Annotated in this window: 18 protein-coding genes; 4 read left to right on the forward strand and 14 right to left on the reverse strand. The window is 32.2% G+C overall.

Annotated elements, in window-relative coordinates:
• Window positions 1–1380: a hypothetical protein gene (locus GFJ99_RS11650; protein WP_153208988.1), complete on the reverse strand. Its 1380-nt coding sequence runs from the start codon at window positions 1378–1380 to the stop codon at window positions 1–3.
• Window positions 1377–1634 (reverse strand): hypothetical protein, encoded by a 258-nt coding sequence (locus GFJ99_RS11655; RefSeq protein WP_153208990.1) that lies wholly within the window; start codon window positions 1632–1634, stop codon window positions 1377–1379. The genes GFJ99_RS11650 and GFJ99_RS11655 overlap by 4 nt, the downstream gene beginning before the upstream one ends.
• 448 nt (window positions 1635–2082) lie before the next feature.
• Here GFJ99_RS11655 and GFJ99_RS11660 point away from each other — a divergent pair, with 448 nt between their 5' ends.
• The 4 genes from GFJ99_RS11660 (at window position 2083) to GFJ99_RS11675 (ending at window position 3950) form a co-directional block, all read left to right on the forward strand.
• Window positions 2083–2490, forward strand: a complete 408-nt coding sequence (locus tag GFJ99_RS11660; RefSeq protein ID WP_153208992.1) for a hypothetical protein — start codon at window positions 2083–2085, stop codon at window positions 2488–2490.
• A 281-nt stretch (window positions 2491–2771) separates the two neighbouring features.
• Window positions 2772–2978 (forward strand): SymE family type I addiction module toxin, encoded by a 207-nt coding sequence (locus GFJ99_RS11665; RefSeq protein ID WP_153208994.1) that lies wholly within the window; start codon window positions 2772–2774, stop codon window positions 2976–2978.
• Window positions 2953–3300: an ArdC-like ssDNA-binding domain-containing protein gene (locus tag GFJ99_RS11670; protein WP_153208997.1), complete on the forward strand. Its 348-nt coding sequence runs from the start codon at window positions 2953–2955 to the stop codon at window positions 3298–3300. The genes GFJ99_RS11665 and GFJ99_RS11670 overlap by 26 nt, the downstream gene beginning before the upstream one ends.
• Complete coding sequence (locus GFJ99_RS11675) at window positions 3297–3950, forward strand: N-6 DNA methylase (protein WP_153208999.1); 654 nt, start codon at window positions 3297–3299, stop codon at window positions 3948–3950. The genes GFJ99_RS11670 and GFJ99_RS11675 overlap by 4 nt, the downstream gene beginning before the upstream one ends.
• A 49-nt stretch (window positions 3951–3999) precedes the next feature.
• Here the strand turns inward: GFJ99_RS11675 and GFJ99_RS11680 are convergent, their stop codons facing one another.
• The 12 genes from GFJ99_RS11680 to GFJ99_RS11735 all read right to left on the reverse strand — a co-directional run bounded on the left by GFJ99_RS11680 (window position 4000) and on the right by GFJ99_RS11735 (window position 15083).
• On the reverse strand, window positions 4000–4992 hold the full coding sequence (locus GFJ99_RS11680) for a hypothetical protein (RefSeq protein WP_153209001.1): 993 nt from the start codon (window positions 4990–4992) through the stop codon (window positions 4000–4002).
• Between the two features lie 30 nt (window positions 4993–5022).
• The gene (locus GFJ99_RS11685) at window positions 5023–6729 is read right to left on the reverse strand and encodes a hypothetical protein (RefSeq protein WP_153209003.1); all 1707 of its coding nucleotides are present in this window, start codon (window positions 6727–6729) and stop codon (window positions 5023–5025) included.
• On the reverse strand, window positions 6701–7345 hold the full coding sequence (locus GFJ99_RS11690) for a hypothetical protein (RefSeq protein WP_153209005.1): 645 nt from the start codon (window positions 7343–7345) through the stop codon (window positions 6701–6703). Before GFJ99_RS11690 ends, GFJ99_RS11685 begins: the two co-directional genes overlap by 29 nt.
• Entirely contained in the window at window positions 7335–7658 is a 324-nt protein-coding gene (locus GFJ99_RS11695) for a hypothetical protein (RefSeq protein WP_153209007.1), read from the reverse strand. The genes GFJ99_RS11690 and GFJ99_RS11695 overlap by 11 nt, the downstream gene beginning before the upstream one ends.
• A gap of 185 nt (window positions 7659–7843) precedes the next feature.
• On the reverse strand, window positions 7844–8437 hold the full coding sequence (locus tag GFJ99_RS11700; RefSeq protein ID WP_153209009.1) for a hypothetical protein: 594 nt from the start codon (window positions 8435–8437) through the stop codon (window positions 7844–7846).
• Complete coding sequence (locus tag GFJ99_RS11705) at window positions 8437–9423, reverse strand: hypothetical protein (protein WP_153209011.1); 987 nt, start codon at window positions 9421–9423, stop codon at window positions 8437–8439. Before GFJ99_RS11705 ends, GFJ99_RS11700 begins: the two co-directional genes overlap by 1 nt.
• Window positions 9424–9551: 128 nt before the next feature.
• Window positions 9552–10373 (reverse strand): hypothetical protein, encoded by an 822-nt coding sequence (locus GFJ99_RS11710; RefSeq protein WP_153209013.1) that lies wholly within the window; start codon window positions 10371–10373, stop codon window positions 9552–9554.
• A 29-nt stretch (window positions 10374–10402) separates the two neighbouring features.
• Complete coding sequence (locus tag GFJ99_RS11715) at window positions 10403–12556, reverse strand: hypothetical protein (protein WP_153209015.1); 2154 nt, start codon at window positions 12554–12556, stop codon at window positions 10403–10405.
• Between the two features lie 28 nt (window positions 12557–12584).
• Complete coding sequence (locus GFJ99_RS11720) at window positions 12585–13463, reverse strand: S49 family peptidase (protein WP_153209017.1); 879 nt, start codon at window positions 13461–13463, stop codon at window positions 12585–12587.
• 25 nt (window positions 13464–13488) lie between these two features.
• The gene (locus GFJ99_RS11725) at window positions 13489–14091 is read right to left on the reverse strand and encodes a hypothetical protein (protein WP_153209019.1); all 603 of its coding nucleotides are present in this window, start codon (window positions 14089–14091) and stop codon (window positions 13489–13491) included.
• Between the two features lies 1 nt (window position 14092).
• A complete protein-coding gene (locus tag GFJ99_RS11730; protein WP_153209021.1) occupies window positions 14093–14653 on the reverse strand; it encodes an N-acetylmuramoyl-L-alanine amidase in 561 nt (186 codons plus the stop codon).
• Window positions 14646–15083: a phage holin family protein gene (locus tag GFJ99_RS11735; RefSeq protein ID WP_162524028.1), complete on the reverse strand. Its 438-nt coding sequence runs from the start codon at window positions 15081–15083 to the stop codon at window positions 14646–14648. Before GFJ99_RS11735 ends, GFJ99_RS11730 begins: the two co-directional genes overlap by 8 nt.
• Window positions 15084–15201: the final 118 nt, after the last annotated feature.

The following is a 15201-nucleotide window of genomic DNA, read 5'->3' on the forward strand; positions in this document are numbered from 1 at the left end:
CTATTGCTTTGTTGGTGCGGTATTTATACTTCGGTTTGATGGACTAACATCTTCTTGTTTTTCTGGAACATTATGGTAGAATCCCATTTTAATATTTTTGTTTGGCCAATTCGCTTTTAGAGCATAATTTATTGGCTTACAAATAATCATTTCTTGGATATCAATTCCGGTATTTAAGTAGGAGATAAGCGCATAATGTTGTTCAGAACCACTATCTACTTTTCCAGTTTCGGACATATTACCTAATGCACTGTGTAAACTGATACCAGATGCTACAGCTCTATCTGCTCTTTGAGAAATTTTAATTTGAGCTTCAACGAAATCTTTTATGTTTTGGTCGATTACTTTAATAGTCCAACCATGCTCTAATAGGCTGGTTCCATCAACTGTGAAAGATTTTGTAGTATGTAAATATTTACCTGTGTTTTCTTCACCAGATAATACTTTTGATATCTTCATAAGGAATTCTCTCTGGTATTCTTGAAGCATTTCTTCTTTATACTCAATACCTTTAGTGGTACAATTTTGTTTAATTGTTTCTTCTTTCTTATCCCAGAAAGCCTGTGGACTTTCAATGTGATATTTCAAGTTAATAGAGTTCTTGGATAAAGCTTTGAAAATAAGAGGTACAGCAGTTGAACGATTAAGCCATTCTAATGAACCATAAATATCAGGAACCGAATAGTAATCAGTACAGAATGTGTACATATTACTGTACATAATACTGTTTGGATAAAGAAATGGATTTAAGTAATCGAAAATTGGATATACTCTAGCTAACTCTATTGAATTAGCCGTTTTCAAATTCCAATCAGTAACAATAATATGAGTAGGTTTTGAATTAGTATCTGACATCTTTCGAGCCTGACGAGATTTAGAATGTTGAATGTGCTCAAGCTTCTTAATCATAGGCTTTCCTACACGAGAACCTTTGTTTAATTCAAATTTGGTAAACGCACCTTGAACATGTTGATAATCTACAGCGCAATTCAACAAGTACTCTTCCCCCTTAAAAGCTTCGAACCAATCCCAAATCTCTTTATCATCTAACCAGTTCTTAACTATTCTATTGTTATCGAAAGATTCAGTGTATAATCTTGGTCCAAGTCCCCAAAGCAATTCAGTCTTTCTCTTTAATAAACCAGGAGCAATGTAATTGTTCTGAATAACCTCTCTGATTATTTCGTCTAAATCATTGTTAGAACCATAAGGCATAACCACATAGTCGCCTAAGTAATTCTCATAGTTACTCCAATCAAGAGTATCATTGTTTAAACGAAACTTTTCAAAGTCTCTAGGTTGTTCCGATACAGCATAAGTAAATGCTACCTCTGGTGTCTCTACTATTGCACCTCTATCTATGTATTCAATATAACTCATGGTTTTATTGTGTAATTATTAAACTTTAATAACAAAGGCAAATGGAACTGTCTATTCTTCTTTTCATCTAAATCAACGTAAGCAATAAGTTGTTGACTTAAACTACTTTGTTTTGCTGTATAAGAGCGTCTCAACATAGCTCTTGTCACAGACTTAACTCCATTGCTTTCTTTCTTCTTTTTAGAATAGGACACAAACTCAAAGCTAAATGGTACGCCTACATCCGTAAGCTCACGCATTCTTTTGACTGCCATCTTTGGTGTAATACTATTCATGTAATTACTAATTTGATACAAGTTTAATTAATGGTGCTGTTTAATGTTGTGACATGAAACAATTAAAAGTGGTGTGCTCCGCACGTCGACTTGGTGGAGCGAAGCGGTATCGAAATCATATTTCTATTAAAAAACCTTTCGATGTAATTACACCCACACGAACGAGCGGGGCGGTATTTTTATTAAAACATTCTCATTTTAACCTTTTTTGATTAAGGTTAAAATGTTTGTTTTATTGGTTTTTTTTATTTTTACTTTTATTTTTTGTTTAAATATTTAGCTTTATTTTGTTGAAATTCAACTATTTAGAATGTTTCTAAATTTGGTTTTTATACTACTTTTTTAGTGTTTTTTACTTTAAATTAGTTGTATATATGCGACTTTCTTTGTAAATTAGTGTATTGAAAATCACTTAAATAAAGTATTTATGAGCACACAAACAACCGCGCCTAAAAAGGCAGTAGAGGTAAAAAGTTTACCAAGCGCAAAAAATGAAATTTCTGCCGAGAATGAAAAAAAGGAGAACATTTTAAAAAGTATGGAAATGTTCAAGCCTGAACCTTTCAAAAGTGCAGAAGACAGAATTTCGAGAAAAAACCAATTCGACGCACTCGCCAAACGTTACGAGCAATTAAAAGAAAAGGACAATGAACTAAAAACCTTTCACGCTGGTAACGACAAAACAAGCGCAAAAATCATTTTTAAAAATGCGCAAGGTTTCGAGTTTAACATTCAAAATTCAAATGTTATCGACAGACTAACAAAAGCCGCACAAGAAGAATTAAAAATTTTATTGAACGAAGCAGAGAACGAAGTTTTAACCTTTGAAATCTAAATCAAAAAACAAAATCCCTACTGGTCGAGGGTAGGGATTTTTTTTCACTTAATTATTACACGCCATGAACACACAGACGAATAACAGCCGTAAAAATAATGCTTTTAAGTTAAGCAACCAAGTTAAAAATTTACTTCACGAAAAAGGACTTTCTTTCCTTTTTACTTACCAGGATTACAAGTATTTTAAAAGTCAAGTTAATAGCACTTTTAACAAAGCGCAAGAGATTGCAAATTTATTTATCCAATACCACGAACCAACCGAAACAGATTTTTCAGAGTATGTTTTTTAAAAGTAGAACCGCAAAAATATCTTATCTACTAGCGAAGGCACAATTTAAAAGAAGTTTAAAACCAAAAATAACCGTTTCGGGCGATTGGCTCGAAATGGCTGGTTTTAAAATTGGCGCAGAAGTAGAAATTCAAGTTTATAAAAATAAATTAATCATTCAACCCTTACAAGATGGAAACACAAACAACAGAGCATAAAGAATTGACAAAAAGAGAAGAACTCCGAGAACTCTCAAAAATCGCAAAAATGTTTCAAAATACAAGTTGTGCAGAAATGACAATAAATGAAATTTTGATTGAGCATTTTTATAAAAGTGAGGAACACAAAGAATTTAAAACCTTGCACGATTGGAACAAAGAAGGCTTCAAGGTTAACAAAGGAGAAAAAGCATTTTTAATTTGGGGAAAACCAAAGAAAAACCAAAAGAACGAAAACCCAGACAAGCAAGAACCCGAAGACGAAACCGAATTTTACCCAATTTGTTTTTTATTCAGTAACGCACAAGTAACAAAAAAATGATTTTAGAAATTAGTGAGAATAGGGAGTTAAAAGAGTTTAACTCCCTATTCAATAAATTAGCTTATAGATATGAGCCAAGCACATTATTTGATGATTTTCTAACGATTTATATTTGCTGTTTTGGCTTTGGAACAAATGAAGATTTATATTTTGAAACTATCAAAAGATATAAAAAAGATGAACTTTTAATATTCGCCAAATTAATGGGCGAATTACTTCAAATTTATTCCAAAGCCAAAACAGAAAATTGCTGGGTTGACCCTTTAGGCAATTTTTATGAATTTTTAGCTAGTAAGTCTAAAAAGTCAGCATTAGGACAATTTTTTACACCGCCACATCTTTGCGATATGATGGCGAAAATGATTGATAACGGAGAATGGGGACAAACTATAAATGAACCGTGTTCCGGAAGTGGTCGAATGGTTTTAGCTTTTGACAATTCTACAAAAGGTAATTACTACGTTTGTCAAGACCTTGACCCAATATGTGCAAAAATGACCGCTATTAATTTAGCAATGCACGAAATAAAATGCGAGGTTCATTGTATGGATGCAATACAAATGAACAATTTGAGATTTTCATTTTACATTAATTATCATTTTTGGAAAGTTAAAACCCCACATATAATAATGAAAATGCCTTCCGATTGAGAAGGCATTTTTTATAAAATTATTTTTCGCCCTTCGGGCGATGTCAACTCTATTTTTTTAATTTTAAGTTTGAATCATTTATATTAGTTATATATGAAATGAATTTTATTCCTACTGAAGATAATTTAACTTTTGATTCAACAACATTAAATATGGAATATTTAATAGCAAAATCATAAAACAATGAAGAAAAATTATTATTATAAACTATTTTACCTTCTGACAATCTTAAAATATTATTAAAGTCGGTGTTGTTCATATATTGCATCAATATCTTAAACTTTTCATTAATTGTCAAATTTTTAGTATTTAATTCTTCATCTTTTTTAAGAAAAAATTGTTTTCTTATTTTATCAAACACTTCTTTTTGTTCAATATTTTCTATTTCAATATTATCTTCATATAATTGAAAGATAAAATTAATATCTTGTTTATATATTTCTTCTAATCTGTTTTTCTCATTTTTAATTATTTCGATTTCAGCTGATTTCGATTCTAAAGCTTCTTTGAATGTTTCCAAAGAGCCATCTAATATTTTACTGTTTTCTAGTAAATTTAATAATTCGTTTCTTTGTTGTTCTAGTCTTGACTCATTACTATTTATTGTTTCATTTAATGTTACATTTTTAGATTTTAAAATTTGATTTTCATTACTTATTTTCTCTATTATTTCATTTTTAGAAATCAAATCTGATTTTATTGCAATTTGGTTTTTATCTATAGTTTTTATTATGAATTTTATTATAATTTTATAATAAAAATCAACAATAAATTTACTAATTGCCAGAAGAATAAATGTAATTATTAAAATTAAAAATGTAGATAAAATATTAAGTAAGAAATTTTTTAAAGTAATATTTTTGCTAAGATATTCTTCAATTATGAAAATCTTATCATACATATTACAATCTTTCTCAAAATTAAATATTATTACAAATAACTTCCAGTTTTTCAATATTGTTAATGATAAGAAAGTAAACAAAAACGGATTTTTAAATCTGTCTTTTAATGTAGATGCAAATGAATTTGTAATATCATCCATAAATAATATAATTTTCCCAAATATAATAAATTATATAATACTAGGGTCACTGCCTGAATAGGCTGAATGCGTATTAACCTGATTAACAAAATTTCTTCTGTAAATTAAATATTTGAAAGCATCTGAAAAGTTTGTAGAAAACATCGGGCGAGAAGCTAACGGAAGTTTCTCGGATGATTTATCCTTATGAATAGTTCTACTTCCTTTGTTATCTGTTTTTACAATGATTTTAGTTAGTTCTAAGGACGATTTCAAGCATTTACACAGAAACTTGTCAATTCTTACTTTTGGAAGCGTAGCAACGCCCTCAGATAGTAATTTGTTAGCAAATTGATATTCTTCTTCCTGCAAAATTGTTGATTGATTCAATGACATCAAATTAACAATCCATCCAGTACTAACTCCGTTTTCGTACTCAATGGCTTTTTTCACAGCGGAAGCCCAATCGCGTTTTGTTTTAGAATTCTGATTTCCCGAACGATCATAATACAAATCCAAAACTTTAACTTTATGATGCTTGAAGAAGTTTCTGAATTTCTTTCCAAGTTCCAATTCGTTTTCAGGCGCCAAAGTATAAAACTCTTTCAAGCAATATAAGTAACTCCCACGAGGTTGCGCTACAACCATAGAACACATATCTCCAAAATCTACTCCAGCTTCTAATCTTTGTTCGTGGTTGATATGACGCAACGCCAAAGAACTTTCTTCAATAGTGTCTAAAATTGAAAATCTATCGTAGTAAGTATTGTTTACTCCATCTTCATAATAATGATGTTCACCTAATGCTCCGTAGAATTTTTCACCTTGAGAAATGGCAATTCTGAAAGATAAAATTGCTGACTTAAATTCTTCTGGTCCTAAAGCTTTTAAATTGTTAGTGAAAAATCCATCAGTTAAAATATCCACATTTACAAAAGAAGAAATTGCATAAAAGAATACAGAACCTTTACGGACTCTTGTCCATTCGTAAGTCCAACGTTGCATATGTTTTTTCAAACGCGCAACTTCCGACTTATTTCCTATTTGAACATTAGCCATAATTTCCTGCTTGATTTCATTAAGCACAAGTGCACAATGTAATGCAAGTTCAATTTGTTCCTGGTTCATTTCCTTTTCCATGTTCAAAATCCAATCATCATCGCCAAGAATAATATTTGGCATATCTGTGGTAAAGGTATTTCCCATGTAATAAACAGAATGACCAAAGGCAGCATATTCACCACGTAGAGCAGGAGTAGAGCGGTCTAATTTCTTCTTTTTAAGCAAACGAGCTTCATCACCATATCGATGTTGATAAGAAGCACCCGCAAGTCCAGAAGGTTGATCTAGTGAACCCAACACAAAGAAAGTTCCATTGTATAATGAAATCGTATGTTTGTAGCTCAATGGCGGTTTATATGGCATTTGGAAATGCTTTCCGTAATTTGGACGCTTATCTGTAACAAAGTGAATTCCTTCTTTCCATCCTTTACGTTGCCAACCTTCAATAAGTGCCGGAACCACGTTTGTCATCGCATTCATATACGTGTCAGATACAAACATTTGATAGCTTCTAGGCATATCGTGAATAATATGCATAGAACGTTCTGCAATAATATCAGAAGTTTTAGCAGTAGCTCTACCTGCTACCATATATAAATCTTGTGGAGCAATTAAGTCCACAAGCATTTTAGCTTTAGATGCAAAACGTGCTTCTACATTATCATCATCAACTCTTACGCGGGTCCTTCTCGACATCTGGGAAAACTTCAAATTGAACAATATCTGCTTCTTGATATATACGCAGCTTTTCTTTTTCTGATAAATCAGGAATCTTAGAATCAATCATTTCTTTCAAACGATTACGATCTACTTTTGGCAATCCTAATTCTTCAGCTTTTGTGGAGTAAACCACAAAAGGTTTACGGAATAATTCGTCTGGAAGCTCTTCTTTGTCTTCTTCAAATACACCACGTATTTCTGCAGCAACTTTTGCCATGTCAACAATACGCTTGCTATCTTGACCATCTTTTTTAATTTGCCTTGCAAAATTTATTTCCTGATCAATAATGTTAGCATAAAAATTTCCCCATGCTTTTTTTGAAACTTCAGCATCACTAAAAAAATACTCTATAGCTTCGCTATAAATTTTTGATGCTTTGTAATAGGACAGTTTTTGTCCAAATAGTTTTTCAATGAGAACAATGTGTTTAACAACAGCGTTTTTGCTTCCGAACTTATCAATACGACGAATCATTCCATCTACTCTAGTAAGTAGTTCCAAGTACTCTACAATATGCTCTGGAGCATTATCGGGATTACCTGTTTGAATGAAGTCGTAGATATCGTCTAATGTTACTTCGTTAATTAGCATCTTCTCTTAATATTTTATCACGAATATTAGCAACTTCACGCTCCTTTATTTCTTTTAGAAATATTTGAGCTGCGGTAATATTTCCGCTTTCTGCTAATTCTCGCTGTTTGTTTATTACTTGAAAGTCGGCCAATAGTTTACCTGCGTCGTAAGCTTCACGAACAACAGAACGTTTATCCAGCCATTCTTTAAGAAAATCTTTATGATTATAACCTAATGCCTTTGCAATACTACTTGTAGTAAAACAACAAGCCGCCATATCCATAATGGTTTTTTCTTCTTCTTCTGTTAGAAAATCTAATTCTTTAGCCATACTAATCCTTTTCTTTTTTAGCCAGTATCAAAAACATAAATGCTACGATTAGACATATAAATAAGGAAAATATAAGATATGTTTTTTCTTTTAAGTCATGGGTAAATTCACTTTTTATACCTAAAATAAAAAATAAGGCAAAATAGACAATCCCAATAATTGAAAGAATCTGTTTAATTTTCATGTCAATACTTCTTTAAATTAGTAGTGGTAAAAAGTTGTAATCTAAAATCATACAACCCTTTACTATTTGCTAGAACATATTGTTCATAGTGAGCGTTTTCACTCCAGTTCCCAGAACCTTCAATCACAAAATGTTCATGGTGCGTTTTTATGCAAGTCACTTTTGCGTGGGACCAAGCATACAAAACTTTTAAATTTGGACGAGTAGTTTGCATTGCCATCAGATTATCAATGGTAACCGGATTCCGTTTAATCATTGAATCTGATATTAGCAAAGTAACTTGTTCAATCATACCCTTATCATGCAGTTCGATTAATGCTTCAATTGTCCTTCTTGAAATGCTATATGTTGTAGCGTATAATTCTTTTATTGGATGATGTTTCGCAATAAAAGGAATAAATGTGAAGGCATTGAAAGCTTTATCGGTTTGCAGAAAAAAGAATTCTTCGGGAGTAGGAAGACGAATTAAGTCGTCTTCCAAATTGGCAATTTTTTCAAAGTGTTTAACAACTAACTTTGATTTCCAAACTCCCGAAGATTCAACCTCCTTTCCTTTAGATTGAACTTCCTTTAATCTTTGCAGAAATAAGCTCATTAATTAATTCCTAGTTTGTTTTTTACTAAGGTTAATTTCAATTCTCTATCTGCTGCTTTCTTTTTAATATCAGCAATTTTTTCCGCATCATCTTTAAATTTTTCTAAATCTTTTGGAACTCTAGAAAAGAAAGTTTTTGAAGATTGAACAAACTTGTGTAATTCGTCATTACTCATGGCTTCAACTTCTTTTTTGATACGGAATTCAATTAATGATGGGTGAGCCGCTAAAACTTCTTTATTATCAGCATAATGCTTTAATTCTAAATCTAATGATTGATTGTCTTCGTATTCCGCTGTAGCTTCAGCAGTAAGCTTTGTTAAAGCTTGTTCACCATCTTTTTCTACATCAAAATTTTGAATCATTGCATGTAGTTCCTGGTAACGTTTCCACGCTCCAATTTTTTTACCTACTACAATCAATAATTCTTCTGGACAATCTTTATCGTTTAAGAATGGATATTCTTCGCGAATGGATTTAGCTTCGTCTACTTTTTCCGATGAATCTAAATTTGGATGCAAATTTTTATCATCAGCAAAAGTGTAATTTTCGGCTTCAAATTCTTGCTTTGCTTCTATTAAAATAATAGTTAATTCTTCTTTTTCTTCTTCCTGAGAAAACTGAATTAATTCATCAATTGTCGATTTAGTGCCTTCACAACCATTAGACATCCATTCTTTTAATTGATCTTTTGACATTTGGGTAATAAACCATTCAATTTTACTAAACTCTCCAATAGCAGTAGTTTCTTTTTTATAATTCTTAACTTCTATATCAGAGATTTGATGAAGTTGTTTTAAATCGTAAAGAAGGTTTTGCAAACCATCTTCTGTGAAACCTGCCATATTTAATCTACGCTCTACGCCTAAATTCTTATGCGGTGATTTTCGATACAACTCAAAAGCTTTATTGAATTGTTCGGTTTTGCTTTTTGGCAAATCGGCCAATAAAGCAATAACTAATGTTCTTAATACAATTTTTGTCATGATTCAAATTATTTTATTTGTAATTACAGAACTCAAAGATTGTAATTACATTTTTTTAATGTTGTGACATGAAACAAAAAGCCTTGCATATAGCAAGGCTTTTCAAATCAACACAACTATGAAAAAAACTATCCTCTGGATTTTTCAATTAAATAAATGGTTCCATCATCGTTGAATACTTCTAAATGAATAGTTGCATCACGCAATGCTACCCATTCAGCACCACTTACTAATAAAACAGTAGCAGAACCAGCAACACCACTATTTAAAGTAGCAGGAGCAGCACCACCATCACCAATTAATGTTAGCATAGCTCCATGAGGTAAAGTAACAGAACCAAATCCAATTGCATCAGTTACCGCTAAAGCAGGTAATAAATAATGACTACCATTAGCAGTTGTAGCCGCTACAGCAGTAGCATCAGCAACAGCAAAAGGATCTGCAAAAACTGCAGCACCTTCATAATGCTTAGGAACTAAAGCCGTTTTAGCAAAACTTTCGAAGTTTAATGTATGGTAACGACCATCATTGTTATCAACTTTTGCAGGTTTAACTTGTAATGGAGCACATGGTGTTCCCATTACTTCATAGAAAACATCTTGACACGCTTTGTGTAAAACAATTACATTTCTACCTAACCAGTTTTGAACAAACTCTTTAATCTCTAAGTTATTACCCGGATGCTGAATCATGAACTTTTGATTGATAGAGATTGAATCTTCATCACCATCACTTTCATAAGGTGCATCAGTTTTAGATTTTGTTCCATACATTTTGATCATTGAAGCTCCTGGCTTCAACACAAACTGACCGACTAATTTAACTCCGTTTTGGTCAGACAAAGGAAATACTTGGATGTCTTCTACATCAACAATTATAGTTTCGCTTTTTGGAGCAGCCGAGCCGGGAGAAATCCCAGCTGGCTTTAATAAATTTACTTTATTGTACATAACACAATTATTATAAGTTATCTATTTGATTAGGCTACTACGCGCTTAGTTTCTGTCCAAACACCATCAATTAATGTTAATTGGATGTAATGTGTTGAAGCTCCTAATGTAGCTGCACTTGCAACAGAAATATTACCTACGCTTGAAAGCGTTACATCTACAGAAGCAGTATCAGTTCCGTAAATAGAAATTGTTTTTCCTTGAACACCGTTTACAATTTCTGTGATTGCAGTAGTTGCATCACCATTGAATTTGAATACTGAACCTTCGTTAGCATCAATTACACCAGTATCAAATGTTACATTTTCAACAGGAGCAGTTTCAGGTGTTGTAGTTCTTGAAATTTCAAAAGGAACACCACCATCAGCAGGAACGAATAAAGTTAACGTTCCGCCTGATTTTAAATCAAATGCTGCGTTTCCAACTAATTTTAATTTAGAAGCGTTATGAACCACATTCAAAGAAGCAACTAAAGATTCATTTCCTTTGATTTTAATTACTTTACCAGCGTAGTCCGCTTTGTTTGAAATTTCAGTAATAGTAGATGTTCTATCTTTTGTAACGTAAACATTCGGATGAGCTAATTTCAAAGTAGTGCTTCCATTTTCGTGAACTGGAACAAAAGTATCAGCACCGAATACAGGAACTGTATTTGACCATACTGTTTGTACTTTGAATTCATCAGGGTCTCCAGCATCAACCACATTTCCGATATGTTTTAATCTGATTCCTAATTTGTAATCAGCCATAACGTAAATCATTCGTTTTAACATCTCGAATTTGTACATTGATTTTTCAGCAGGAACATTTTCTAAGATTTCAATATTATCATCAAAAGTAGCAAACATAAAGTCTGTACCTGATAAATCCACCATTCTCTCAAACTTTATGTTTGGATAATCTTTTGGATTCGTTGGATATCCTGAATAATCATTGTTTGTACCATAAATAGTTTCGTATCTTCTTTTGTAGGCACGCAACCATTCGTCAGATAAATAGAAAACAACTCCTGAAGCTTCTCTAATTTCATGTGGCAAACGCTTAATGAAATTATCAATATAATCTACAATATTTGTAGTTGTTGGTAATCCTAAATCAAAAGCACGGTATTTTCTATCGTAATCTCTAGCTTGTTGTAATAAGTACAATAAACCATTTTGTCTGTTGATAAATCTACCTCCTTCAGTTGCATTATCTGGAGTAGCTACATAGATACCTTTGATAGTTGCAATACGATCTTCAACTCTAGCTTTTTTGTCTAATTCAGAAACTAAATATTTCACAAAAGACATTTTGTAAGGTTGTGAACCTTCTTTATTCATCATGTTTAACCATGAAGCTTCTATTTTTTGTAAGTAGTAACCAACAAATTCGATATCAATTTGGATTGGGAAAATTTTTCCTTCTTCCGGTTGAATCATTTGTTTGTTTTTTGGTAACCATGGTAATTTACGAGATTGCGAAATTTCCGCAGTTACGATAGAAGCATCAGCCACTCTGTCGTCAACTTTTGTACGCTTAGGCCAGAAAGCAGGTAAACCAAAATTATCACGCTGTAAAGAAACAATTGTGTCTGGATTTTCACGGAAATATAAATCCATGTCATCATTCAACTTTTGGATTGTTGGTTGTGATGTAAAGTCGGTAGCTCCTAAACTTCTGTTTAAAGCACGCTTGTTCCAGTTACGACCATCAAAAGCATCATAATCTTTGTTTGATGCAAAAAGGTGAGAAGCTGAATGTTTGATAGCAGATGCCCCATTTTTATTAATTGCTTCAGCTACATCTCCAACAGACTCGTTCATTAATTTTTTAATTAACTGATCATGTTCTGTCATCTTAGCTTTTAATGCTTTTAATGCTTCAGTGGCTTCAATACCACTACCATTTCCTTGTGTTAATTTTGCTTCCTCTTCTTCTGTAAGATTAGCTTCTTTTAACATTGCAGCAACTTCATCTTGGATAGATTTTAGTTCCAAATTTCCATCGTGCATTTCTTTCAACTCTTTGTTGAAAGCTGTTTTAATGTTAGCCACAAAATCGTCTCCGAATTGCGCTTTTAATTTTCCTAATTGGTCATCAGAAAAATCAACCTCTGTTTTAGCAGCATTTAGCGGAATTTCGGCTAATCCTAGAAAAGCCATCATCGCTATAGCCGTTTTTTTCAATTTCTCGAAAGGCATAATAAATAAAATTTAGTTAATAATTAATTTATAGTGATTTCATTTCACTCAACATTTGAACCATATCAATGGCTTTTTGTAAAGAACCTACGCCATCAGCGAAGCCAATTTCAAGAGCTTCATCTGTGAAAAAGGTTTTACCTGTAAGTACTCCTGGTACTTCTTTTTTCAAATTAGGTCTAAACAACATCACATCGTTTTGGAATTTACGAGCCAAAGGATTCAACATTTCTTCCTTAATTTTTTCGTATTTTCCTTCTAATGCTAATTTGAAAGCAAGGTTTTTGTCGGATGATTCATCCGCGTAGATTTCGTGTAATTCAAAACCTTTTTCGCTTAGGTATTTTCTATTGTCAGCAAATGAAATTACCACGCCAATAGACCCAATTGTAGCAGATATGTCATTTTCAGCCATTACATAATCTGGACGAGTTCCATACATAGAATACAAGTGAGCAGAGCAACATCCATCGTATAATGCTACTAATGGTTTTTTGCGCATTTTTCCGAATTCTAAAAATGGTGCAATTGCAGAAACACTTCCACCAGGACCATCAGAATACAAAACAGTTCCTATTACGTTTGGATTTCTTTCTGCTGCATAAAGAGCCGAAACAATTTCGTCTGAACCATACGTACACCAATCTCCATATTTGATTAATGCTCCAATCATGTTCACAATTGCCACAGTACCTTTTGGTGTGTTTATAGCTCCGTTTTCGTCTGGTCTTAATGTAGTTCCGTTATAAACGAAACGAATTAATCCATTAGCCTCAACCGTAGGCATTTTATCGGAAAAACTTCCGTTTAAAATTTGATGTGCAATTGAACCCCAAAAGTTCAAACTTTCAATAGACATTGCCCATTGACCTTTTGCGATTTCGTTTAAAAGTGGATTTACTTTCATAACCTAATTTTTATCAAAGTTTGATTTATTTCCTCGTAAACTTTGTGACATAGTTTGTCAGTTTGATTATCCACTTAAACCTTTTGTTTAAATAGAAAAATGGAATGAGCAATAATAATAACCACCACCAGGAGAAAGTTGTTTTCTTATGAACTACAACTTTCTTCGAATTGCTATTAAAAGAAGCCGAATGTTGATATTCTTTTTTATTGGTGGTATTTGTTTTGTCTTTTTTAGATTCCAAATGGACGCCTGATTTCTTTTGTTCTGATGTTTTGTTTCCTCTTTGAAACTTACCGGAACCAATGAAAGTGGTTTTTTTCTTTTCTCCAGTAGTAAGGTTTTCTTCTATTACTGTTAAACTATCTCCTTTTTCACCTTCATATGTAACTGAATTTTCAGAAGAAGTGTTTTCGGATTTAACTTGATTTTCTGTTTTAGTTTCATTTGTAGATTCATACTTAGTTTCCTCTTTGATATCTGATTTTACTTCTACTTTAATTTCCTCTTTTTCTTTCTGCTTGTTTTTGGAAACGGCACAGCTAGTAAATAAATTAAAAAAAGCTACTACTATTATCCAATAAAGAATAGATTGAATTGACAATTTTAACATCGGATTTGTTTTCATATTATCTGTTTTTTGGAAGTTTTAATTTTGAATAATTTGGAGCTTTAACATTCGATAAAAAGAATGGCTTATATTCTTCGTAAGCATCAAAACAAGGACATTCTTTAATTCTTTCCCATGATTCAATTGCTCCGTTCTTATTTTTATCATCTGAAAAATGATAGTGCCCAAGAATCATTACATTTTGCAAATCATTTCCGTTATCTTTTAGCCATTGAATAGCTAACATAATTTGTTTTAAAATAGCATCTTTCTGCGCCTGTGTTCGGGTATCTTTACCTTTCCAAATAGGTTTCTCTTTTGTTCCTAAATTTTCAATACCACCACGATATGAAATATGGATACATTCTTCATTAAATCCAGCAACCCCATTTGTTGGTAAATTAAAATTTTGAAGTTGATGTACGGTTCCATCAAAGTCAACCCAACGATGATAACCTGGTGATTTCCATCCTAACCCTTTAGGTTTTGGAGAATACCAAAATTTTTCCATTGCTTCTCGTGTTCCTGTGCCTGCTTGACAATGAATCACGATGTACTTTACTTTTTTAGCTCTACTCATTTTCTGCATTTTTAGTTCCATCAAATTCAAACCACTTATTGTATTTTCTCAATACAACTCCTAATAATCCTTTAGCTTCTGAATAACCTAACACTGCTAAATTTTCAAGCCATGATATTACTAGCTGGAAAATAATTCCCGCGAACACTACATAGTAAAGCCACTGAAATGGATTTACTTCAAAACCTAAAAGTTCAGGTGTTTTAATTCTTGAGGAAAATGAGTTTAGTACAAAAAGTAGGGTAGTGTATGTGAAAAGTTTAAAAAGCATTCTTCCAAAAGGTCGGCTTCTAAAACGATTATTTTTTACTTTAATTGAAGCTTTAATTCCAGTTTGTGTTTCTGCAATTATTAAAAAAGAAAATGCGATGTAAACAACTATATCGACTCCTATACTTTGTTCAAAATAATATCGGATAGTTCCAGACATTGATGTAATAAAAAAAACTAACTCTATTTTTTTGAAGTATAGAATTTTAAAACAGGAGTGTAAAAAATCATTATAGTTTTCAAAACCGAATCCTTTGAGGAAATAATTAAGATGCTTC

The sequence above is a fragment of the Flavobacterium sp. LMO6 genome (assembly GCF_009495795.1).
In the GTDB taxonomy this organism is placed as follows: domain Bacteria; phylum Bacteroidota; class Bacteroidia; order Flavobacteriales; family Flavobacteriaceae; genus Flavobacterium.